This is a genomic window from Pseudarthrobacter sp. AL07, from assembly GCF_029960665.1.
Classification (GTDB): domain Bacteria; phylum Actinomycetota; class Actinomycetes; order Actinomycetales; family Micrococcaceae; genus Arthrobacter.
Map to the genome: position 1 here is coordinate 35190 of NZ_JASBRB010000019.1, position 20064 is coordinate 55253.

A 20064-nucleotide genomic window follows, 5' to 3' on the forward strand; every position below is an offset into this window, starting at 1 on the left:
GACGTTGATGATAGATCCTCTTGGTCGGTCTAGGCTTCCTTTTCGATTCTATCCGTCCCGCACGGGCGGCCACCCCGCCTGAATCATGGCCCGTTCCGGTAGGTTGCCCAGTTGCTGGTTTCCACGCGCACTGCACGGTTAGGACGATTAGGGGCGCCGTCATACGAGCACCCCGCCGCCGGTGATGCCTAAATTGCCCGCCGGGTTGCATCCAGGACGTCCTGTAGGGTTTGCAAGGCTGCTTCGAAGCGCTGCTCTCCCGCGTACGTCCCCCATAGCTGTTCCAGCTCCCGCACCTTGGCGGAGGCCTCCGCCAAAAGCTGCAGTCCGCGGGCGGTAGGGAAAATGAGCTTTGCCCGGGCATCTGTCGAATCGGGCCTTCGCTCCAGGTAGCCCAGATCCTGCATCTCGTTGACCAGTTCCGACGTGGCCGCGAGTAAAGAGCGGCGTACTTATTCATGGCAATCCTCCGCGTCATTGCGCCGGCGGAGCTGTGGTCCCCGGTCACATCACGATCCTCGGATGATCAGGGCGGTGAGGATACGGTGCCTGCCAGCAGTTCGCCGCGTGCCGGGGACGAAGTTCGCTGTTGGCAAAATGTGGCCAAAGCAGCGCATTTCAAAGTTGAGCCTAATAGACTCAAGTTAGCCAATGCGTATACCCGGAAGGAGCTCTCTTTGGACGTCAAATTCACCACCAAGAGCCAGGAGGCTCTTTCGGCAGCAGCCATGAACGCCTCCACGGCAGGAAATCCCCAGGTGGAACCCGCCCACCTGCTCAAAGCCCTGATGGATCAGCGCGAGGGCGTCGCCGTCGCGCTTCTCCGGGCTACGGGCGCAGACCCGGATGCTGTCAGCGTGCAGGCGAGCGGCGCCATCAAGGCGCTGCCGGCCACCTCCGGAGGCTCCACCCAGCAGGCGCAGCTGTCCCGGCCCGCGCTGCAGGCCATCCAGAACGCCAAAAACGAGGCCGACAGGCTGGGCGATACCTATGTCTCCACCGAAGTGCTGCTGCTGGGGCTCTCCGCGGGGAGTGACGCCGTCGGGCGGTTAATGCGCGACGCCGGTTCCTCCCATGAAGCGCTGCTCGCCGCCCTGCCGGGTGTCCGCGGCGACCGTAAGGTCACCACCCCGGACCCGGAAAACACGTTCCAGTCGCTGGAACGGTTCGGCACGGACCTCACCGCGATGGCGCGTGCGGGCAAGCTGGACCCGGTGATCGGGCGCGACACCGAGATCCGGCGCATCATCCAGGTGCTGAGCCGCCGCACCAAAAACAACCCCGTCATCATCGGTGAGCCCGGCGTGGGCAAGACCGCCGTCGTCGAAGGGCTCGCCCAGCGGATCGTAGCGGGCGATGTCCCTGAAAGTCTTCGGGGCAAGACGCTGATTGCGCTGGACCTCGCCTCCATGGTGGCCGGGGCGAAATACCGCGGCGAGTTCGAGGAGCGCCTCAAGGCCGTGCTGGAGGAGATCAAGAATTCGGACGGCCAGATTGTCACGTTTATCGACGAGATCCACACGGTGGTTGGTGCCGGTGCCACGGGGGAGTCCTCGATGGATGCGGGTAACATGCTCAAGCCCATGCTGGCCCGCGGTGAGCTGCGGCTGATCGGCGCCACCACGCTGGATGAGTACCGCGAGAACATCGAGAAGGACCCGGCCCTGGAGCGCAGGTTCCAGCAGGTGTACGTAGGCGAGCCCAGTGTGGAAGACACCATCGGTATTCTCCGCGGCCTCAAGGAGCGCTACGAGGCTCACCACAAGGTCACCATCGCAGACTCCGCGCTGGTGGCCGCCGCAACCCTGTCCAACCGCTACATTTCCGGCCGCCAGCTGCCGGACAAGGCCATCGACCTGGTGGACGAGGCGGCCTCGAGGCTGCGGATGGAGATCGACTCCGCGCCGGAGGAGATCGACCAGCTGCGCCGTGCCGTGGACCGGCTCACCATGGAGGAACTGGCCCTGGCGAACGAGAAGGACGCTGCCTCGGTGGAGCGCCTGGCGGCCCTTCGCGCGGACAAAGCGGACAAGAGCGAAGAACTGGACGCGCTGAATGCCCGCTGGGCAGCGGAGCGCGCCGGGCTGAACCGGGTGGGCGACCTGAAAGCGAAGCTGGACGAGCTGCGCTCGGCATACGACAAGGCCGCGCGCGAAGGTGATCTCGAGACGGCGTCGCGGATCCTTTACGGCGAGATTCCGGACGTTGAGCAGGAGCTGAACGCGGCCGCTGCCGAAGAGGCTGTGACGGAAAAGCCTGCCCAGATGGTGGCTGACGGGGTTACGGCGGACGACATTGCTGAGGTCATTTCCGCGTGGACCGGCATTCCTGCCGGGCGCATGCTCCAGGGCGAGAGCCAGAAGCTGCTCCATATGGAGCAGGAGCTGGGCAAGCGCCTGATCGGCCAGTCCAAGGCTGTGGCCGCGGTGTCGGATGCCGTCCGCCGTGCGCGGGCCGGTATCAGCGATCCCAATCGTCCCACGGGTTCGTTCCTGTTCCTGGGGCCCACGGGCGTGGGCAAGACCGAGCTGGCCAAGGCACTCGCGGATTTCCTGTTCGACGACGAACGCGCCATGGTGCGGATCGACATGTCCGAGTACGGCGAGAAGCACTCGGTGGCGCGGCTGGTGGGCGCCCCTCCCGGGTACGTCGGCTACGAGGAGGGCGGCCAGCTGACCGAGGCCGTCCGCCGTCGGCCGTACTCCGTTGTCCTGCTGGATGAGGTGGAAAAGGCCCATCCGGAGGTCTTTGACATCCTCCTGCAGGTGCTCGACGACGGCCGCCTCACCGATGGCCAGGGCCGTACCGTGGACTTCCGCAACGCCATCCTGGTGCTGACGTCCAACCTTGGCAGCCAGTTCCTGGTGGACCAGTCGCTGGATGCACAGGCCAGGCGCGCCGCGGCGATGACCACCGTCAACGCGTCCTTCAAACCGGAGTTCCTGAACCGGCTGGACGAGATTGTGCTGTTTGAAGCCCTGACCGTAGAGGAGCTCGCGCAGATCGTGGAACTGCAGGTAGCCGAGCTTGGCGGGCGGCTGCGCGAGCGCCGGCTTGCACTGGAAGTGTCCGACGGCGCCCGGGCCTGGCTGGCCATGTCCGGCTTCGATTCCGCGTACGGTGCCAGGCCGCTGCGCCGGCTCGTCCAGCGCGAGATCGGCGACCGACTGGCCAAGGCCATCCTGTCCGGCGACATTGCGGACGGTGACACGGTGCTCGTGGACACCGCGGCCGACGTCGACGAACTCACCATCGAAGGGCTGGAGTCGCTCGCAGGGCCCGACGGCGGTGCTCCCGCCGGCTCAGGCCTGGTGGTGCGGCGGAAGGAGTAAGGCTCCTGCTCACCGTTTTAGCCTGGCGACCCGGGTGACGGCGGGGCCCGTCCTGTTCGCGTAGTCTGCGGGCCGGTTTCCGCCGGCGTTGCCGTGCCGCCCTTCGCGTTTTTTCTCCGCCGGGGGCTGGGACGGACTGGGCGCCGCGCTGACCGATCGGGTGGCCGTCGGTATCAGCCTGGCGCTCGTCCTGGGTAAACCGACCGGCAGGGGACGCGGGTCTGGTGGAGGAGTACCCTGTGATATATCCGTCCGGCACGGACGGATACTTCGGGTATAGGGGATGAAAAAACGTGGCTGCTGATCCAGCGTCGACTCCGTCAACCGGGCCGCGCCCCGCCTTGGGTCCGGTTAAGAAACCTGCGCCTTCCAAGCCAAAACGTTCTCCCCGGAAACCATCCCAGGACAGGGCCGGGGGCGCGGATGTGACACGGGCCGGGATGATCTGGGTTGCGGTCAGCGCAGGGCTGGTCCTCTTGGTGTTGCTGATCATCTTCATTCTGCAGAACCAGGATCGCGTGACCGTGCGTTATCTTGGGGTTGCTGGCGAGCTTTCTCTGGGTATGGCGCTGTTCATCGCTGCGGTGGCGGGCGGAATTCTCGTAGCAATCGCCGGAGCAACCCGGATCCTCCAGCTGAGAAGCCAACGCCGCCACGCGCCCGGCCGGCCGCCAGCTCCGCCGGGACCTGCGGCAGCAGGCCGGCCCGAATCCACGCCCGGTCTTTGACGCCGAAAACGACGACGATTCCCACAACTTTAGGGCAGCACGCTGGCGTTGATGACGTTTCCGCCGTCGGCGGTGACGTAGCAGTCCACACGCCGGTCTCCAGATTCCCAGCTGGTGCTGCTGGGGTAGGCCCGCTGGAAGTTCAACGTGTACTCGTTGGCTGCTGGCGCCAGCCTGACCGCCTGGCAGGCTTCCAGGGCCTTGGCCGCGAGGGCCTCCCGGCCAGGATAGGAGCCGACGGCGGGGTAGCGGAAGACGGCGACGAGCTGGGCTGAGTGGCCGGTATCGCAGGCCACCACTGTTGACCGCAACGCCGCGGGCTCAAAATCCTTGAAACAGTCGCCCAGCCGGTAGTCCGGCGGTCCCACACCCTCACGGGGGAGCGGGAGCGGGGTGGCAAGCGGAGTGGGCAGGATTTCCACGATCCCGGAGCCGCCGTCGCCAGACGTCTCGGGAGCCCCGGAATCCAGCCAGACTGCGAGCCACACCAGGCCCCCAGCCACGCCGAGCAGAACCGCCACAAAGAGAGCCTTCAGGAATGTTGACGCGCCCCGCCGGCGCTTCTGGGGCGAGGGCTCCGTTGCAGGTGCCGCGACCGCCTCCTGCGGCAACTCCGCGGTGGGCGGAGCGCCGGGTTTGGGCGGGATGGGACGTAATTCCTGGTTGTCCATCCGGATACCCCTCCTGAGTTTCGCCTCGGGATGCCGCACGCACCGTGAACCGGATCGGCATCTGATGAAGTGACTCTATCCAACAAAAAAGCCGGGAACGCTGCGCACCGCGGCCGTAAGGGTACCCGACATGTCGCCCACCCGCACGGGGAAGGCAGCACCGGGCGCGGAAAGCATGTAATCTAGGTGTTACGACAAATTGACCAAACATTCCGGGGCCTCACCGATAGCCAAGGTGACCACCTCCGGTCCGAGTACAAAAGGGGGTCACGCCATGGGGCGCGGCCGTCAAAAGGCAAAAGCTACCAAGCAGGCTCGGGATATTAAGTACTACTCCCCGAACACTGACTATTCGGCCCTTCAGCGTGAGCTCAAAGGTCCTGATGGTCGTGCCACGAGCCATTTCGCGAATGACCCGGTTGAACCGGACTATTCGGCTTATGTGGATAAGTACGCGGATGATTTGGAAGAAGACGACGACGAGGTAGACACCCGTCGGATCGGCTAGCTGCCGCACGCCGGTCCCGCCGCAAGGCGCTCGGCCCGCGACACTGCAGTACATTCGGACGCCGCATTTGTTCGTGAGTACAGCACTTCTTTTCAGCACCCGGATCCCAGCGGACCCGCGGTGCTGGCCTCAGTTATCAGGCCCGTTGCCTGCGCCGGAACCCGGTGCCGGCGGCGGGCTTTTTGGTGTTGACTGAAGTCGTTGATGCGCTGTGCCGCCCGCGAAAGGACCTCCCATGCCAGGAAACTCCTCATCCCCCAGCTACCGCCACGGTGAACCGTGCTGGGCTGATGTCCAGACCCGGGACGTGGAAGCAGCCAAGGCCTTCTACGCCGCGGTGTTCGGGTGGACCTTCAAGGACCTGCCCACGCCCGATGGCCGCAACTATGCCCAGGCGTTTGTGGGTGAGGACCTCGTGGCCGTGGTGGCGCCACAGAACCCGCACCAGGAATCACTCGGTAAGCATGCCCAATGGAACATCTACTTCGCGGCCGAGGATGCAGGTGCGCTGGCTGAAGAAGTCCCGCACGCGGGGGGTACAGTGCAGTTCGGCCCTGAGGAAGTAGCGGACACCGGCGTGATGGTGTTTGTGGATCCTCCCGGCGGCGGGACCACCGGCGTGTGGCAGCCCGGGAAGCACGCAGGCTCCGGCCGGTACAACGAGGCCGGTGCGCTGTCCTGGACGGAACTGCTGACGCCGGAACCGCGGGCCGCCGTCGGGTTCTTCCAGCAGCTATTCGGCCACGAGGTGACCGAGTATCCCCAGGACGACGGCGGCACGTACAGCACGCTGATGGTAAACGGTGCGGAGGTGGCCGGGATCGTCGCGGCCGAGGCGCCTGCCAGGTGGCAAATCTACTTCGGCGTCACCGACGTGGCCGATGCCGTGCGGAAGGCCGTGGCGGCGGGGGCGGAAGTCCTGATCGCACCGGAGCCGGATGACGACGATACGCCCGGCGCCACGGCCACCCTCAAGGACCCGCAGGGCGGGGTGTTCAGCCTGCTCGAGGTTTAGGCGTACGCGTTGACCAACCGGACGGCGCCGCCGTCTACTCCCTTGGCGCCCTGGACGTAGTCCGGGCCGGTCTTGAGGATGGAATCCGAGTCCGCGGTGACGGTGCCCATGATCCAGGACGGTACGCCGCGGTCGTTGAGGCGGGACACGGCGGCGTCGGCAGCTTCGGCGGACACGATGGCCACCATGCCCACGCCGAGGTTCAGGGTGCGCTCCAGGTCGGCCAGCGGCACGTTGCCCAGCTCGGAGACCAGCTTGAAGATGGCTGGCAGCTCCCAGGTGGCGCGGTCCACGGTTGCCACGAGGCCCTGCGGCAGGACGCGGGCCAGGTTGGCGGCCAGGCCACCGCCGGTGACGTGGCTGAAGCCGTGCACAGCGTTGGCGCTGTTCACCGGGAAGGCGCGGGCCAGGTCCAGGCAGTCTGCAGCGTAGACGCGGGTGGGTTCCAGCAGTTCCTCGCCCAGCGTGCGGCCAAGCTCGGAGACCTGGCGGTCCAGTGCCCAGCCGGCGTGGTTGATGACGCGGCGGACCAGGGAGTAGCCGTTGGAGTGCAGGCCGGAGGAGGCCATGCCGATCACAACATCGCCGGCGCGGACGCGGTCCGGGCCCAACAGATCGGAAGCCTCAACAACGCCGGTGGCGGCCCCGGCAACATCGTATTCGTGCTCGCCCAGCAGGCCGGGGTGCTCGGCTGTTTCGCCGCCCACCAGGGCGGTACCGGCTACGGAGCAGGCCGCGGCGATGCCACGGACAATGTCCGCGATGCGCTCCGGGACAACCTTGCCGCAGGCGATGTAGTCGGTCATAAAGAGCGGCTCGGCGCCCACCACAACGATGTCGTCAACCACCATGCCCACCAGGTCAAAGCCGATGGTGTCGTGGATGTCCATGGCCTGGGCGATGGCAACTTTGGTGCCCACGCCGTCGGTGGACGTGGCCAGCAGCGGGCGCTTGTAAGTCAGCAGGCGCGAGACGTCGTACAGGCCGGCGAAGCCGCCCACACCGCCGATGACGGAGGAATTATGGGTGGCCTTCACGGCACCCTTCATCAGTTCCACGGCGCGGTCGCCGGCTTCAACGTCAACACCGGCGGAGGCGTAGGTGATGCCTGCAGGGCTCAGCGGGCTGTTGCCGGCGGCGGGGGTTGCGGAAGTCATACGGACTCTTTCTTGTCAGCGCCGGGGGTGGTGGCTACGTGGTGGATCGCGGGCACGTGGTCTTCTTCGGTGAGCAGGTTCTCGAACTCGGCGTCCGGTCCCGGATCGCAGCCGGTGGCGCCGGCCTTCTCCGCCGGGGCCTCCTCGTCGTCGATCGAGGAGACCGTCAGCGCGGCCGTTGCACCGGGGAGGGCAGAGGGCGACGGCGTGAGGCCGCCGAGGTCGGTGCGCTCCAGCAGGTTCTTGCCCAGTTTGTCCGCGCCCGGGAGCTCGATGGGGTACGTGCCGGTGAAGCAGGCGGTGCAGAGGCGCTCGCGCGGCTGCCTGGTGGCGTTGATCATGCCGTCTTCGGAGATGTACGCGAGGGAATCGGCGCCGATGGCCTGGGAGATTTCCTCGATGGTGGCGCCGTTGGCAATCAGTTCCGCCCGGGAGGCGAAGTCGATGCCGTAGAAGCACGGCCATTTGACCGGCGGGGAGGAAATCTTGATGTGGACGGACGCGGCGCCGGCCTCGCGGAGCATCCGGACGATGGCACGCTGGGTGTTGCCGCGGACGATCGAGTCATCCACCACCACCACACGCTTGCCGTGGATCACGGACTCGAGGGCATTCAGCTTGAGCCGGATGCCCAGCTGGCGCAGGGTCTGCGAGGGCTGGATGAACGTGCGGCCTACGTAGGAGTTCTTGACGAAGCCGTGCGCGAAGGGGATGCCGGATTCCTCGGCGTAGCCCACGGCGGCCGGGGTTCCGGACTCGGGAACCGGGATGACGATGTCCGCGTCCTGGGTGTTTTCACGGGCCAGCTGGCGGCCCATCTCAACACGGGACTCGTACACGGAGCGTCCCGCGATGGCGGCGTCCGGACGGGCGAGGTAGACGTATTCGAAAACGCAACCAGCCGGCGTCGCCTCCGCGAAGCGCTTGGAACGCACACCGTCCTCGTCGATGGCGATGAATTCGCCCGGCTCGATTTCACGGATGAAGCTGGCGCCCACGGTGGCCAGGGCGGACTGCTCGGAGGCAACCACCCAGCCGCGCTCCAGCCGGCCCAGGACCAGCGGGCGGATGCCGTAGGTGTCGCGTGCCGCGTAGAGGGTGCCTTCGTCCATAAACACGAAGCAGAAGCCGCCCTTGATCTTCGGCAGCAGCTCCATGGCCGTCTGTTCGAGGGTCTTGCCCGGTTCGCCTTCGAGGAGTGCTGTGACCAGGGCGGTGTCCGAGGTGTTGCCCTGCTTCATTTCGCCGCTGAGCTGGCCGCCGTTGCGTTCCAGGATCATGGCGTTGAGCTCGGCCGTGTTGGTCAGGTTGCCGTTGTGCGCCAGGGCAACCGTGCCGGTGCTGGTGGCGCCGAGGGTGGGCTGGGCGTTGGCCCAATGGCTGGCTCCGGTGGTGGAGTAGCGGCAGTGTCCCACCGCCAGGTGCCCGGTCAGGGTGTTCAGCGTGGTCTCGTCGAAGACCTGGGAAACGAGCCCCATGTCCTTATAGACGTTGATCCGCTTGCCGTCACTGGTAGCTATACCAGCCGACTCCTGACCGCGGTGCTGCAATGCATACAGCCCGTAATAGGTGAGTTTTGCTACTTCTTCACCTGGCGCCCAGACCCCGAAAACGCCACAAGCGTCCTGAGGTCCCTTTTCGCCAGGGAGAAGATCATGAGAAAGTTTTCCATCGCCGCGTGCCACTGGTCGATTATCTCATGAGATGAGGTAAGACTTTTCCGCCGCGGCCATTGTGACCGGACCGCGGGCCGGGCGGCAGAACTGCTGACTGTGTGATGCCCAGGGCTACGCGCCGTCGTCGGGCTCTGAATCCGGGACAGCTTCGACGATGGCGCGTTTCTGGCGCTTGATGCTCCGCCGGTCCAGCAGCAGGGCAGCCACGGCTCCCAACACCGCGCCGATGGCGCCGAACATGATCAGGAAGAAGCCGAACACTGAGCCGCGCTCAAAGGATTCGTCGCCGGGGAGCCCGTACGCGACGGCGGCGGCCGCCGCTGCGCCCACCAGGGCGCCGAGGATGAGGAACGGCACATATTTCGGTGCCCGGCGGACGGTGACCTCGCGGCGTTCAGCGGGGGTTTCTTCAGAAGCCATGCACTCAAGCCTACCCATCATTGCTGTCTGCACGGCCGCGTCCACGCCGCGGCGGACCCGGTACGTGATCCCACTCATGGCCTCGCCGGCCGCCATCTGTTCCTGGGCTTCCTCGCGCCGGAGGATGGTGTTGGAGCCGCAGAAGTAGGCGGCGTTCCATCCGTCCTTGCCTTGCTGGATGGGCCAGTAGAACAGGGGAACAGGGCGTTGATCCTGGACTGGAGTTCGCGCGGGCTGAACGGTTTGCTGATGTAGTCATCGGCGCCGTTGTCCAGGCCCGTGAGCTTGTCCAGTTCGTCGGCGCGGGCGGTGAGCATCACGATGAACGCATCGGAGAATTCACGCAAGAGCTTGCAGACTTCCAGCCCGTCCATGTCCGGCAGGTTCAGGTCCAGCGTGATCAGATCAGGATTGGCGCGGCGGACTTCCTCCACTCCGGGCAACCCGGCCTCGGCCTGGGTGGCCTCGAAACCCTCCTTGACGAGGATCCGCACAAGTAGGCCCCGGATGTCCGGATCGTCCTCAATCACGACGGCACGGCGCGGTTCGGGCATGGACGGCATGACTCTACTTCTACAGTAGTGGGGCCGGTGAAGCATGTCATAGATATGACAAGGGGGCCGGAAGTCGGTCAGGCCCCGGGCAATCCGGGGCTGTCGGCCATGGCGTGGCCCGGTCTTGCCGGAAAACTTGCCTGCCCTTGATGGGTCCTTGAGGCTCCGTGGACACACTCGAAGGACAAACGACGAAGGAAAACGCGGATTGCCGGAGGACGGTGCAGGAGTTATGGAAGCAACGGAATCCGTCAGGCTGCCGGGCAAGCTGGCACGCTCATGGCGGCTCTTGAAGCAGGGCCGCCGCCCGCGCAGCACAGTTCATTACCTGAGCCATTTCTGGCGACTCCGCTCACTGTCCCGCTCGCTGGCCCAGGCCCTGGGTGAGTCCTGGGAGGCCTCGAGCTGGCCCGGGGACCGGCTGGCGGTTGGCATTGAGCTTTCGGAAAAGGTGGAACAGCTGACCCGACTCCTTAACCGCGAAACCGAACTTCACGGCCGTCTGGCAGCACTCACAAAGTAGCCGTTCCCTGCTGACCCTTTCCGTGCCACACTTGATGACAATCGAGTGGCTGGGGGATACCAGGTCAGGAGATTGCCGTGCATTGGTACACAGGGTGGGCTTACCTCTTGGCTGGGCTTATGACCATGGACGCGATGCTGCTGGCCTTGTGGTTCATAGACAACGACTGGCCAAGTAACTGGAGGAAGAAACCCTGACTCAGCGCAGGCTGCGCCAGCTGGTCCGGCGTCAGTACCGGCGGCCTTGACGTATCCGGCCTTCTCAAAGAGCAGCAGACGTTGGCATCGGGCCGCTCAGGGCCAACCAGCGTTTTGACATCCTCGAACAGCGTTCCCGGACGGACTTCGATCGCCATGCCTGATTCCCGGTTGGTGGGCTACCTGTGCCCTGCCAGACTAGACCCCCAGGGACTCCCGGAGGGCTGCCACGTGGCCCTGCGCCTTGACCTGGTACTGGGCCAGCGACACGTTGCCGTCGGGGTCCACCACCACGGTGGAGCGGACGAGGCCTTCGACGATCTCGCCGTCGACCAGCTTCTCGCCCCACGCGCCGTAGGCCAGGGCAACTGCGTGGTCCTCGTCGGAGAGCCGCGGGAAGGTCAGGTTGAAGTCGCCGGTGAAGTTGGCGAGCTTCTCCGGGGCGTCGGGGGAGATGCCCAGGACTTCATAACCGGAGGACTGCAGGGATGAGAGGCTGTCGCGGAAATCGCAGGCCTCGGTGGTGCAGCCGGGGGTTGCCGCCTCCGGGTACAAGTACACGATGACGTTCTTGCCGCGGTACGTGGCCAGAGAGGTTTCGGTGCCCTCGGCGTCCTGCAGCGTGAAATCGGGGGCCTGGGTACCTGGCTGAAGTTTGATGGTCAGTTTGGGGCTCATGGCGTTCCTTTGGGAGACTCTGATGGCAAAAGACAGGAAACCAGTGAATCGGCTTTCCACTTTGAACAACAACTCCGGCGTCATTTGAAGTATTCCGGCTGGTCCGGGGCAGGGACCTGTGCAGGGGTCAGTTACCCGTTCTGCGAATGTCCGGCGGTCCATTGACTTGAGGCGCCGTATGGATACGGTTAGAGGTACGCACTTCTGGTCTCCGCAGTACGTGATCCGCACTACGTAGCCGCTAGCCGGCATCCACGCACAACCGCTTGGTCCCAGCCCTAAGCGCCCGCCGCAAATGATCCCTAGGCTGTGTCCCCATGACCGCAAATTTCATCAGAGCTCTGGCCGTTAAATCCTTTGATATTCCGGACAAAAAGCGGTGTCCGGATAAGGCCGAGTTCGATCTCGTCACGGTCGATGACTACTCCGTGGCCCGCCTTATCCTCGCTCCCGGCTGGCGCTGGTCCGAGTCCGCCAAGCCTATGGAACTGACGGACTTCTGCGAGCACAATCACCTCGGCTACTGTGTCTCCGGCAGTCTGGAGATTCAAACGTCCGACGGCGTGAGGTCCACCATCCGCGCCCATGACACCTATGCGTTGCCTCCCGGGCATGATGAGTGGGTGGTTGGCTCCGAGCCGTTCGTTGCCATTGAATTCCTGGGTACGGCGTCCTTCGGCCGGCCGCGGAGCAGGGGACTGCACGCGCTGATTTGAGCCGGAGCTGGTCTGCCGGGGCTATACGGCCACGGCAGTTTCCGTACGCACGATTCCGTGGTGCACGATCCGCTTGAGCCCGGCCACAACCCCTTCCGGCGTGCTGTCTGCGTCGAGCTGGACGAAGCCCGGGTATTCCGGCATGGCACGGTAGGCATCGCGCAGATCCGCCAGGTCAGCCAGCGTCTCCGAGTCGGTGCCGCGCGCCACAATGCGCTTGTGTGCCAGCGCAGGCCCAACGTCCAGGTGCACCACGGCGTCAGGCTCCGGCAGGGACGAAATCAGCCAGGGGAGCAGGCGGCCGCGCGGTAGGCCTTTGGCTGTTCGCAGCGCGAGCTGGCAGTGCAGGTGCCGGTCCATCACCACCAGTCCGTCAAAACGGCTGGCCCGGGCATGGGATATGAGTACGTTGGCCACGCGAAGGGTGGTCTCCACGGCGTCGGCAAGGCGCCGCGGCCAGCGGATGCCCAGCCGTTCAGCCAGCACGGACATGCTCCGCCTGCCGGCGTGGTTGCTGAGCAGCAGGGCGTTTTTGCCGTCAGCTTGCGCCGCATCGACCAAGACGCGGGCGGCCGTCGATTTTCCCGAGCCGTCGATTCCGGTTAAGACAATGAGCACATGGCCTCCTTTCGCCAATGGTTTAACGGAAAGGGCCGCTTGAACGTCCCATCATGAGGGCGAGGTCACATCAAACTGGCGACCGGGCGGCACGTGCAAGGGCCGGCAGCCACACCAGGGGGATGGGGATCAGTGCCGTGGTTCGAGGGCGAGCCGCAACCCGAAGCCGATCACTACGGTGCCGGTGATGCGGTCTAAGATCCGGAGGCTAGGGGCGCTTTTCAGCCATTTGGAGGCGAAGCCAAGCCCGAAAATCAGGAAGGTAAGCCACGTCAGGCCCAGGACGCAGTGGACGCCGGCCAGCAAGATTCCCACCAGCAGCGGGGGCGTCCCCGGCGGGATGAACTGGGGAATGGTAGGGAAGCGCCAAGCCAGACCATGTAGGCGGCACCGGCGATGGTGAGCACCCGGTAGGCCAGTTCAGATGCTGCCAACAGCGCCGAGACGCCCGCAGCTGCCCCGATTCCCCACACCATCAGTCCGGTGGAGATGCCCAGTGCCGTGTCGATGCCCGGAACCAGTGTCAGGAGTCCGGCCACAAGGCCGAACGAGAGCAGTGACTGATAGAGATCCACGAGCCAAGGATCAGCCGACGACGGCGGCCAACCGGCCGCCGTCGAACGTTAACTCAGGAGGCGTCTTAGCTGCAGTGCTTCGTGAAGGCGGCGCCGGCTTCCTGGTATTTGGCCTCCAGCTCGCCGAGCTTGGCCTCGTCCGGGGCTTCCTTGGCGGACTCGTCCGTGAACTCGATGATGGATCCGAGCGCAGGCTTGAGGTCATCCGATGCCACAACTTCGATGGGCCGGATCTGGTTGGCGAGACGCACCAGACCGGTCTTGCCCACGTTGTTTGCGGGGTTCGCCAGGACAGCCTTGACGCGGTCGCAGGTTTCGGGGGTGGAAAGTTTGGTGGGCGTTGTGCACGCAGAAGCGGAAAGCACGAGGCCGGCAGCGATCAGGGCGGTGGCGAGTTTCTTCATGGGTCCCTCAGTAGTTGATTGAGGTTTCGATTGTAAGCAGAGACCGCGGCAGCTTGCCGGTCCGGGGGCTCCGGAGGGCGGAGTGTGACCGCGCAAGGAGGGGCTTTTGACTCTGGCGGGCTGGTTCTCGGGGTGCATAAACTGGCATTACAATCGTGCGGGCCTGCCGCAGGTTGGCCCGTGCGGATCACAATGGCGACCGGGTCCTGATTGTGGCCCATTCGAACAACAATTCCCTCTACACCGTGGACCCGGACACGGGTGAAAGCGCGAGGATCGACGGCGTGGATATACCGAATGTTGACGGCATCCTGGTCCGCGGCCACACAGTCTGGGCGGTGCAGAACCTCCTGAACCAGATCGTCCGCATCAGGCTCTCCGGGGATCTGTCCTCCGGCGAGATCGAAGACACCATCACCAGCCCCGCTTTCGATGTACCCACCACGGTGGCGCGGTTCGGGAACACGCTGATGCCGCGCCTGCTGATGCCGCGTACGACGGCGGGTGGTGGCGGGCGCGTGGGCCAGAGGGGGAGTGCGGCTAGTCTTCGTCGGTGTCGGCGCCCTCGGCGGGCTCCTGCGAGTGCATGCGGATGTCCGTGGGATCCGCAGTCTCGTCCCCTTCGGCCGGAGCCTCGCTGTGGATGCGCTGGGCCACTACTGGCTTTTCCTTCATGTCAACCGCTCCCGTGGTGTGTGGAATGTGCCTCAATCATCATTCAGCGCCTCTCAAAGCGGGGTGTCAATAACCATTCCAGAGCTCTGGCCGCAGCACCTGTTCTGTGCTGGACTGGGGACGATTTGTGCCCGCTTCATCCTTTAAGGCTCTACGGCGCGGTAGGGGCGTCAGTCCAGGGGCAGGGTTATCGTTACGGTGGTGCCCTGCCCCGGCGTCGAACGGACGTCAACGGTGCCGCCGGCCTCGTGCACGGCCACCGACATCAGCCGCAGCCCGTAGCCGTGGTTCTTGCCGCTTAACGCGAGTGCGCAGTCAAAGCCCGTGCCGTCGTCGGACACCACCAGACGGATGCCGTGGCCGACAGCCGCCAGCTGGACGGTGAGCTCGGCAGCGTCGGAGTACTTTAAGGCGTTGCTCAGCGCTTCGCGCGCCGATTGGTAGAGGAGGAGCGCGCAGTCCGCCGGGATCTCGATGCCCCAGTGCGGAGTATCCCAGCGAACTGTCGTTCCTTGCTGGCGGAGAGGCCCGGTCAAACGGTCAATGCAACCGGCCAGCCCCAAGGTTTGGAAGTCGAGTGGGTGGTGATCAGTAATCACTCCTCCCACCGCGTCGACCTCGCCCAGAGCTGATTCGTTCCCCATGAATCTTCCTGCTTCCCCGCTGTCCTCTTGTGTTGCTAGCTCCAGCGTGGACCGCCAAATGCATGGGTTGCGAAGGGTTGACTCAAGATTGGATCAAAATTTTCCCGACAGATCGTCGTCGTTTTGCTCCAAGGCGGCGGATGGTCCTGGGTAGAACCTGGGAAAAGAGGAGCGGCACGTCCGACGCCCTGGTGGGCCAGGCTGGACGGGTCGCTGCCGCCGGGCAATGGCCGCAGATCCTGGCCTTTGGTGGGCGTTCTGGTAACGCTGGCCTACTTCGGCACGGTGGCGTTTGCACTGGGCACGGGTGCCGGAACATTCAGCCGTTCTGGCTGGCCGTGGCCGGTGTCTTCGTGATCGAACGTGTGGTCACGGTCCGGCTGGGCGGATGGAAATACATGCTCGCGACCGCCACCATGTACGAGCTGGTGATCGACCTGTCCCTGCAGGTGGTCCATGCGAAGGCGTACCTGGACGGCAGCCCTCAACAAAAAGAACGCCTGGCAACCGGGCAGCTGGTGCCATAGCAGCGGGTTTAACCCGCGACGCTACCCCGTCCGCAGGTCATAGACCACCGCGGCATCCGGGCCACCGGCCACGCCCTGCCGGTTCCGGCTGCCCAGCTTGTCCTGGTGGTCCGGTGACGAGTCGAGGAAGCTCTGTTCCAGTGACACGGTGCCCAGGAACCCATTCTCGATCAGCCAGGTTTCGACGGCGCGGACCTGCCCGGAGGCGATCAGCAGCCCCACCAGGATCAGGAAGACGCCGAGGCTGCGGCGAAACGTGCCCTGGGGGTTTGTGACCCATCCCAGGCGTTTGGTCACTTTGCGTCCGCCAAGGGCCACGAACAGCAGGACAGCCGCCAGGCCCAGCGTGTAGGCGGCGAGGTTGCTGAGGCCGACGGTGAAGTTGGCTGGGAGGACGACGGCGAGGATCAGCCCGTAGGTGGGGCTGCAGCTGGTAAAAGCAGGGCCGAGGGAGAACCCGAGAAGGACGCTGCGGGAGGTCCCGCTGCGCGAAGCCGTGCCCGCGGACAGCCGGCCGGACGCTTCCTGCAGTTTGAGCCGTTCCGAGATCCAGTCCCAGGCCCGGGGGAAGGCGAGCGATGCTCCGATGAACGCCACCAGGGCCCCGGAGATAATCAGCCACGCGTCACTGGGCACCCCCAGCAGTACGGTGGTGGCCTTGATCAGCAGGGTGAAGAGCACCACTGAGACGGCCAGGCTGGCGATGATGATGTAGGGCGCCCGGCGGTTCGACTCGGCAGCGGAACCGGCGAGGACCACCGGCAGCAGCGGCAGGACACAGGGGGAGAGGACGGTGAGGATGCCGGCGAGGAACGCGAGCGGCAGGAGTTCCATGACGTACCGCCGGCGCTAGCGGATCTCCTTGACGAGGGCATTCAGATCCCGGCTCAGGCTCCACTTGGCGATCTGCGAGCCGTCCGGCTTCACCTGCACGAGGGTGTGTTGGAGGGTCACGCCGTAATTTTGTTTGAGCGCGGTCTCGGAGTCGTAGTCCACTTTAAGGATTTTGACGCCGGCGGGGATGCTGGCTGCATTTGCCTCGATGTCGGAGGCGAGCAGTTTGCAGGTGGAGCACCAGGTGGCGTGGAAGAACAGGATGACCTTTTCCGACTCCGACGCCGAAGATACAGCCTCGGGGGTGTAGGTGGTGAAGCTGCCCGCCTGGCCGGCACTTGCCGCTGCCGGCGCCGCTGCGGACGGTGCGCTGGCCTGGGACGTAGCCTGCGCTGCGGTGGTTTCGCCGGCGGCGGACGGGCCGGTAGTGGTGCTGCCTGGTGCGGCGCAGGACGAGGCTCCCAGGGCAACCAGGACACCCGCCAACGCAATGGACAGAAGCGGCTTTTTCACAGGTTCACCTTTCAGCGACAGCGGAAGATTCCGCCGACTTCTGCCCCAGCGTAACAAGGCCCTGGCCAGGCTTCTGTGTCCCAGCACACACAACGGCGGACGGTCAGGAGTCAGCAGCTGGCAACAGATCATCCAGGGCAACGCGCTGGACACGAACACCCAAAAAGGCGCCCGGACAGCCGACTGCGTGGCACAGCACCGCCACCCGCAATCTCGCACTGACCTACCGCGCCGGCGCCCATACAGGGCCACGCGCCGTAAAAACTTGGTCCGCCAAACGAAAAGCTGCCACTTCATTTGGGTTCGCTTCCATATTTTGGGCGAGCGCGCCTCGATAGCATGAAGTGACCGGACAGAGCCGTCCGGCCAGATCGACCCAGAAGGAAGCCCATGGCAGCGGTTACGGTGGACGAAATTCTCTCGGACCTCCCTCTGGGTTTCGCCAGCCTCATCCTCCGGCCTGCCGCCGGCAGCTCTGCGATCGAACGGTTCCTGATAGTGGATGCGGATGATGAAACGTCCGACGGCGGCGCGGCCTTTGTCCTGCTGATCGGCGTCCGCGGCCGCTCGGCTTTGCCCGCGTTGCGGCGTCTCCTTAAAAACCCTCCGCCAGTGATCGCCGTCAAGGGAAGGCTTGAAGAGCTCACCGAAGCCCAGGAACTGCTCCGCGATGCCGGCACAGGCCTGCTCCTGGTGGATCCGGGGGCTGACTGGGACCGGCTGCTGTCCATTGCCAAGGACCGCATCCAGCCGCGCAGCTACCAGCGCGAAGTGCTGACGCTGCTGGAAGAGGACTTGTTTGCCATCGCCCAGACCACCGCCCGGCTCACCTCCAGCCACGTGGTCATCGAAGACGCCGCCAACAAGGTCCTGGCATACTCCACCGTTTCGAACGACATCGACGAGCTGCGCAAGGCCTCCATCCTGGCCCGGCGAGGTCCGCGTAAATACGAGCTGCTGCTGAAGGACCTGGGCGCCTACCGTGAACTGCATAGGACCCGGCTGCCGGTGCGGGTACCGGCCCGGCCCCAGGACGGGCTGCGGGAACGGGTGGCCGTCACACTGTTCGCCGGGGACCGGATCATGGGCTACATCTGGCTGCAGGAAACCGGGGACGGATTCGGCCCCGACGTTGACTATGTGCTGAAAGGATCTGTTGCTCGGGCCTCCGCAGAGCTCATCCGCCACCGAAACCAACAGTCTGTGCACATGCGCGAGGACCGCATTGTGCGGATCCTGTCAGGGTCGGCGGAAGCCGCTGCCAGTGCTTACAGCGAGAAGATCTCCGCTGGGCGCCCGGCTGCACTGATCCTGATAGGAATGCCCGACTCCGAAGCCCAAGCCGACGACGCAGCACTCAAGCACGGCGAACTCGCCAATCTGGCGTCCATCCACGCGGCCGCCTACAAAGCGTCCGCCGTCGTGGGCCAGTTCAAGGGTGACACGGCCGTCATTGTTCCTGGCCTGCAGTCAACCGCCGCGGAGCCCGGGCTGCGGAGCCTGGCCGAGTCCATCGTCCGGGACGCCGGTAAGCACCTCGGCATCAGCCCGTTCGCAGCCGTCGGACCGGTAGCCCCGGACCTGCTGTCCCTGCACTCAACCACCCGGATCACCGAGGCCCTGTTGAAGTGTGTGGGCACGTCTCCGGACAGGGGCGTTGCCGCGGTGGACGACTTTGAAGGAGAGATTCTCTTCCGCGAGGCGGTTCAGAATTTCACGTCCTCCACGTTCCGCCACCGCAGTCTTTCCGCGCTGCTGCGGCAGGATGCCGAACTCGCGGAAACCCTGCGCGCGTACTTCGAAGCCTCGCTCGATGTCGCCGAATGCGCCAGCAGGATGGGGCTGCACAAGAACACCGTCTATTACCGGATCAGCAAGGCATCCCGGGCGACCGGCTTGAACTTCGGCAACCCGCGGGACTCGCTGGTGGCCCTTCTCCATGTCCAGGAATGGGCCGGCACACCTAAAGAACAACTGGGCAGGAAATGACCACAGCACTCAAAGCACCGCCGTTGGACCGGATACTGGACGAGATCGTCCGCAGTCACAGGCCACAGCGGGAAACCGGTTCTGTCCCGGCCAACATCCCCCTCCTGGCAGCGGTGCCCTTCGACCGGTTCGGGATCGCCGTCGCCACCACTTCCGGAAGGGTGTTCCGTTCCGGCGATGCCGACGTCCCTTTTTCCATCCAGAGCATCTCCAAGGTCTTCACACTGGCAATGGCGCTTCGAGGCGACAGCTCAGGAACACTGTGGTCCCGCGTGCTGCGCGAACCATCCGGCACCTCGTTTAACTCCCTGGTCCAGCTGGAACTGGAGCACGGCATCCCGCGGAACCCTTTCATCAACGCCGGCGCCCTGGTGGTCACCGATCACCTGATGGAAGAAACGTCCGACGCCGCCACCCAGGTGTTGCGGTTCCTCACCGCCCAGGCGGGCAGCCCAGGGCCCTACATCGATGAGGCCGCCGCAGCCAGCGAGTTATCCAGCAGCAGCCGCAACCTGGCGTTGGCGCACTTCCTGAAGGGCTTCGGCAACCTGAGGCAGGCCGCGGAATCAGTGGTGGAAAACTACGTCCGCCAATGTTCCATCATGATGACCTGCGTGGAACTCGCCAAAGCCGGACTCTTCCTCGCCCGGGACGGCCGGGGAGCGCGCGGATCAGTGGTGTCCGCCAGTGATGCGAAACGCATCGGCTCCATCATGCTGACATGCGGCATGTACGACGCCGCGGGAGAATTCGCCTACCGCGTGGGCCTCCCCGGAAAAAGCGGTGTGGGCGGCGGGATCCTGGTCATCGTTCCAGGTGAATGCGCCATTTGCGTCTGGAGCCCGCGGCTGGACGCCAAAGGAAACTCCCTGGCCGGCACCGCCGCTCTTGCCGACCTTTCCGACCGCACCGGCTGGTCCGTTTTTTAAACCCCCGGGTGCACGCCCCTACAAACTTCTTCCCAACCCAGCAGGATCTTCTCCGTATCGAAAGGATCAACCATGCCCATCAACCCCAATGACGAGGTTGTACTGCAACAGGCCGACGGCGGCCACGCGCACGCCACCGAAAATGCCCTGCACGCGGAGGACAAGGGTTATCACAAGAACC

At 65.0% G+C, this 20064-nt stretch carries 23 protein-coding genes and 4 pseudogenes; 10 read left to right on the forward strand and 17 right to left on the reverse strand.

The features are described 5' to 3' along the window. Window positions 1–188: 188 nt before the first annotated feature. Window positions 189–407 carry a hypothetical protein gene (locus QK290_RS13780; protein ID WP_282331218.1) on the reverse strand — a complete coding sequence of 73 codons (219 nt, stop codon included), beginning with the start codon at window positions 405–407 and terminating at the stop codon, window positions 189–191. A 270-nt stretch (window positions 408–677) separates the two neighbouring features. Between QK290_RS13780 and clpB the strand changes: the two genes are divergently transcribed. From clpB to QK290_RS13795, 3 genes and pseudogenes are all read left to right on the forward strand, one after another. Continuing rightward, a complete protein-coding gene (gene clpB / locus QK290_RS13785) occupies window positions 678–3332 on the forward strand; it encodes an ATP-dependent chaperone ClpB (RefSeq protein WP_282331219.1) in 2655 nt (884 codons plus the stop codon). Window positions 3333–3404: 72 nt separating this feature from the next. Beyond that, window positions 3405–3540: pseudogene (locus QK290_RS13790) on the forward strand (sodium:proton antiporter); the annotation flags it as partial. A gap of 232 nt (window positions 3541–3772) precedes the next feature. Then, window positions 3773–4060, forward strand: coding sequence for a LapA family protein (locus tag QK290_RS13795; protein WP_348994661.1), 288 nt, complete (start codon window positions 3773–3775; stop codon window positions 4058–4060). Between the two features lie 29 nt (window positions 4061–4089). On the opposite strand, the gene QK290_RS13800 is transcribed toward QK290_RS13795, so the two are convergent. Further along, window positions 4090–4731, reverse strand: coding sequence for a septum formation family protein (locus QK290_RS13800; protein WP_282331220.1), 642 nt, complete (start codon window positions 4729–4731; stop codon window positions 4090–4092). A gap of 274 nt (window positions 4732–5005) precedes the next feature. On the opposite strand from QK290_RS13800, the gene QK290_RS13805 reads away from it, so the two are divergent. Together QK290_RS13805 and QK290_RS13810 are read left to right on the forward strand one after the other, a co-directional pair. Further along, entirely contained in the window at window positions 5006–5239 is a 234-nt protein-coding gene (locus tag QK290_RS13805; protein WP_185263854.1) for a DUF3073 domain-containing protein, read from the forward strand. A 235-nt stretch (window positions 5240–5474) separates the two neighbouring features. Next, window positions 5475–6254, forward strand: coding sequence for a VOC family protein (locus QK290_RS13810; protein ID WP_282331221.1), 780 nt, complete (start codon window positions 5475–5477; stop codon window positions 6252–6254). On the opposite strand, the gene purM is transcribed toward QK290_RS13810, so the two are convergent. The 5 genes and pseudogenes from purM to QK290_RS13835 form a co-directional block, all read right to left on the reverse strand. Further along, window positions 6251–7411 (reverse strand): phosphoribosylformylglycinamidine cyclo-ligase, encoded by a 1161-nt coding sequence (gene purM / locus QK290_RS13815; RefSeq protein ID WP_282331222.1) that lies wholly within the window; start codon window positions 7409–7411, stop codon window positions 6251–6253. The genes QK290_RS13810 and purM overlap by 4 nt on opposite strands. After that, window positions 7408–9096, reverse strand: coding sequence for an amidophosphoribosyltransferase (gene purF / locus QK290_RS13820; protein WP_282331223.1), 1689 nt, complete (start codon window positions 9094–9096; stop codon window positions 7408–7410). The genes purM and purF overlap by 4 nt, the downstream gene beginning before the upstream one ends. A 102-nt stretch (window positions 9097–9198) precedes the next feature. After that, window positions 9199–9507, reverse strand: a complete 309-nt coding sequence (locus tag QK290_RS13825) for a hypothetical protein (protein ID WP_282331224.1) — start codon at window positions 9505–9507, stop codon at window positions 9199–9201. Window positions 9508–9525: 18 nt separating this feature from the next. Further along, a pseudogene (locus tag QK290_RS13830) lies at window positions 9526–9705 on the reverse strand (hypothetical protein); the annotation flags it as partial. Continuing rightward, window positions 9705–10070: pseudogene (locus QK290_RS13835) on the reverse strand (response regulator); the annotation flags it as partial. The pseudogenes QK290_RS13830 and QK290_RS13835, both read right to left, overlap by 1 nt. Before the next feature lie 223 nt (window positions 10071–10293). Between QK290_RS13835 and QK290_RS13840 the strand changes: the two are divergent. After that, window positions 10294–10584 carry a hypothetical protein gene (locus tag QK290_RS13840; protein ID WP_282331225.1) on the forward strand — a complete coding sequence of 97 codons (291 nt, stop codon included), beginning with the start codon at window positions 10294–10296 and terminating at the stop codon, window positions 10582–10584. A gap of 271 nt (window positions 10585–10855) precedes the next feature. On the opposite strand, the pseudogene QK290_RS13845 reads toward QK290_RS13840, so the two are convergent. Both QK290_RS13845 and bcp read right to left on the reverse strand, forming a co-directional pair. Continuing rightward, window positions 10856–10939: pseudogene (locus tag QK290_RS13845) on the reverse strand (GNAT family N-acetyltransferase); the annotation flags it as partial. A gap of 40 nt (window positions 10940–10979) precedes the next feature. Continuing rightward, window positions 10980–11459: a thioredoxin-dependent thiol peroxidase gene (gene bcp / locus QK290_RS13850; protein WP_282331226.1), complete on the reverse strand. Its 480-nt coding sequence runs from the start codon at window positions 11457–11459 to the stop codon at window positions 10980–10982. 317 nt (window positions 11460–11776) lie between these two features. On the opposite strand from bcp, the gene QK290_RS13855 reads away from it, so the two are divergent. Continuing rightward, a complete protein-coding gene (locus QK290_RS13855) occupies window positions 11777–12175 on the forward strand; it encodes a cupin domain-containing protein (protein WP_282331227.1) in 399 nt (132 codons plus the stop codon). Between the two features lie 21 nt (window positions 12176–12196). Here QK290_RS13855 and QK290_RS13860 read toward each other — a convergent pair whose 3' ends face one another. The 6 genes from QK290_RS13860 to QK290_RS13880 form a co-directional block, all read right to left on the reverse strand. Then, on the reverse strand, window positions 12197–12793 hold the full coding sequence (locus QK290_RS13860; RefSeq protein WP_282331228.1) for a thymidylate kinase: 597 nt from the start codon (window positions 12791–12793) through the stop codon (window positions 12197–12199). Between the two features lie 129 nt (window positions 12794–12922). Beyond that, window positions 12923–13108 (reverse strand): LysE family transporter, encoded by a 186-nt coding sequence (locus QK290_RS18675; protein ID WP_348994470.1) that lies wholly within the window; start codon window positions 13106–13108, stop codon window positions 12923–12925. Then, entirely contained in the window at window positions 13066–13368 is a 303-nt protein-coding gene (locus QK290_RS13865; protein ID WP_348994471.1) for a LysE family transporter, read from the reverse strand. Before QK290_RS13865 ends, QK290_RS18675 begins: the two co-directional genes overlap by 43 nt. Before the next feature lie 65 nt (window positions 13369–13433). Further along, the gene (locus QK290_RS13870; protein ID WP_282331229.1) at window positions 13434–13772 is read right to left on the reverse strand and encodes a hypothetical protein; all 339 of its coding nucleotides are present in this window, start codon (window positions 13770–13772) and stop codon (window positions 13434–13436) included. A 540-nt stretch (window positions 13773–14312) separates the two neighbouring features. Next, window positions 14313–14447, reverse strand: coding sequence for a hypothetical protein (locus tag QK290_RS13875; RefSeq protein WP_258524227.1), 135 nt, complete (start codon window positions 14445–14447; stop codon window positions 14313–14315). Window positions 14448–14617: 170 nt separating this feature from the next. Continuing rightward, window positions 14618–15091 carry an ATP-binding protein gene (locus QK290_RS13880; RefSeq protein ID WP_282331230.1) on the reverse strand — a complete coding sequence of 158 codons (474 nt, stop codon included), beginning with the start codon at window positions 15089–15091 and terminating at the stop codon, window positions 14618–14620. 338 nt (window positions 15092–15429) lie between these two features. Between QK290_RS13880 and QK290_RS13885 the strand changes: the two genes are divergently transcribed. After that, window positions 15430–15618, forward strand: coding sequence for a hypothetical protein (locus QK290_RS13885; RefSeq protein ID WP_282331231.1), 189 nt, complete (start codon window positions 15430–15432; stop codon window positions 15616–15618). Between the two features lie 21 nt (window positions 15619–15639). Here QK290_RS13885 and QK290_RS13890 read toward each other — a convergent pair whose 3' ends face one another. Beyond that, window positions 15640–16452: a cytochrome c biogenesis CcdA family protein gene (locus QK290_RS13890; protein WP_282331232.1), complete on the reverse strand. Its 813-nt coding sequence runs from the start codon at window positions 16450–16452 to the stop codon at window positions 15640–15642. Window positions 16453–16467: 15 nt separating this feature from the next. Then, a complete protein-coding gene (locus tag QK290_RS13895; protein ID WP_282331233.1) occupies window positions 16468–16965 on the reverse strand; it encodes a thioredoxin domain-containing protein in 498 nt (165 codons plus the stop codon). 390 nt (window positions 16966–17355) lie between these two features. Here QK290_RS13895 and QK290_RS13900 point away from each other — a divergent pair, with 390 nt between their 5' ends. Both QK290_RS13900 and QK290_RS13905 read left to right on the forward strand, forming a co-directional pair. Further along, window positions 17356–18954: a helix-turn-helix domain-containing protein gene (locus QK290_RS13900; protein ID WP_282331234.1), complete on the forward strand. Its 1599-nt coding sequence runs from the start codon at window positions 17356–17358 to the stop codon at window positions 18952–18954. Further along, window positions 18951–19883: a glutaminase gene (locus tag QK290_RS13905; RefSeq protein ID WP_282331235.1), complete on the forward strand. Its 933-nt coding sequence runs from the start codon at window positions 18951–18953 to the stop codon at window positions 19881–19883. Before QK290_RS13900 ends, QK290_RS13905 begins: the two co-directional genes overlap by 4 nt. Window positions 19884–20064: the final 181 nt, after the last annotated feature.

Bases quoted from the DNA above. Each gene is read 5' to 3' on its own strand.
- QK290_RS13890 (WP_282331232.1), bottom strand. From the start codon at position 16,452: ATGGAACTCCTGCCGCTCGCGTTCCTCGCCGGCATCCTCACCGTCCTC.
- QK290_RS13795 (WP_348994661.1), top strand. From the start codon at position 3,773: ATGATCTGGGTTGCGGTCAGCGCAGGGCTGGTCCTCTTGGTGTTGCTG.
- QK290_RS13900 (WP_282331234.1), top strand. From the start codon at position 17,356: ATGGCAGCGGTTACGGTGGACGAAATTCTCTCGGACCTCCCTCTGGGT.
- QK290_RS13810 (WP_282331221.1), top strand. From the start codon at position 5,475: ATGCCAGGAAACTCCTCATCCCCCAGCTACCGCCACGGTGAACCGTGC.
- QK290_RS13840 (WP_282331225.1), top strand. From the start codon at position 10,294: ATGGAAGCAACGGAATCCGTCAGGCTGCCGGGCAAGCTGGCACGCTCA.
- QK290_RS13875 (WP_258524227.1), bottom strand. From the start codon at position 14,447: ATGAAGGAAAAGCCAGTAGTGGCCCAGCGCATCCACAGCGAGGCTCCG.
- bcp (WP_282331226.1), bottom strand. From the start codon at position 11,459: ATGAGCCCCAAACTGACCATCAAACTTCAGCCAGGTACCCAGGCCCCC.
- QK290_RS13805 (WP_185263854.1), top strand. From the start codon at position 5,006: ATGGGGCGCGGCCGTCAAAAGGCAAAAGCTACCAAGCAGGCTCGGGAT.
- QK290_RS13880 (WP_282331230.1), bottom strand. From the start codon at position 15,091: ATGGGGAACGAATCAGCTCTGGGCGAGGTCGACGCGGTGGGAGGAGTG.
- purM (WP_282331222.1), bottom strand. From the start codon at position 7,411: ATGACTTCCGCAACCCCCGCCGCCGGCAACAGCCCGCTGAGCCCTGCA.
- QK290_RS13870 (WP_282331229.1), bottom strand. From the start codon at position 13,772: ATGAAGAAACTCGCCACCGCCCTGATCGCTGCCGGCCTCGTGCTTTCC.
- QK290_RS13825 (WP_282331224.1), bottom strand. From the start codon at position 9,507: ATGGCTTCTGAAGAAACCCCCGCTGAACGCCGCGAGGTCACCGTCCGC.
- QK290_RS13780 (WP_282331218.1), bottom strand. From the start codon at position 407: ATGCAGGATCTGGGCTACCTGGAGCGAAGGCCCGATTCGACAGATGCC.
- QK290_RS13855 (WP_282331227.1), top strand. From the start codon at position 11,777: ATGACCGCAAATTTCATCAGAGCTCTGGCCGTTAAATCCTTTGATATT.
- QK290_RS13905 (WP_282331235.1), top strand. From the start codon at position 18,951: ATGACCACAGCACTCAAAGCACCGCCGTTGGACCGGATACTGGACGAG.
- QK290_RS13800 (WP_282331220.1), bottom strand. From the start codon at position 4,731: ATGGACAACCAGGAATTACGTCCCATCCCGCCCAAACCCGGCGCTCCG.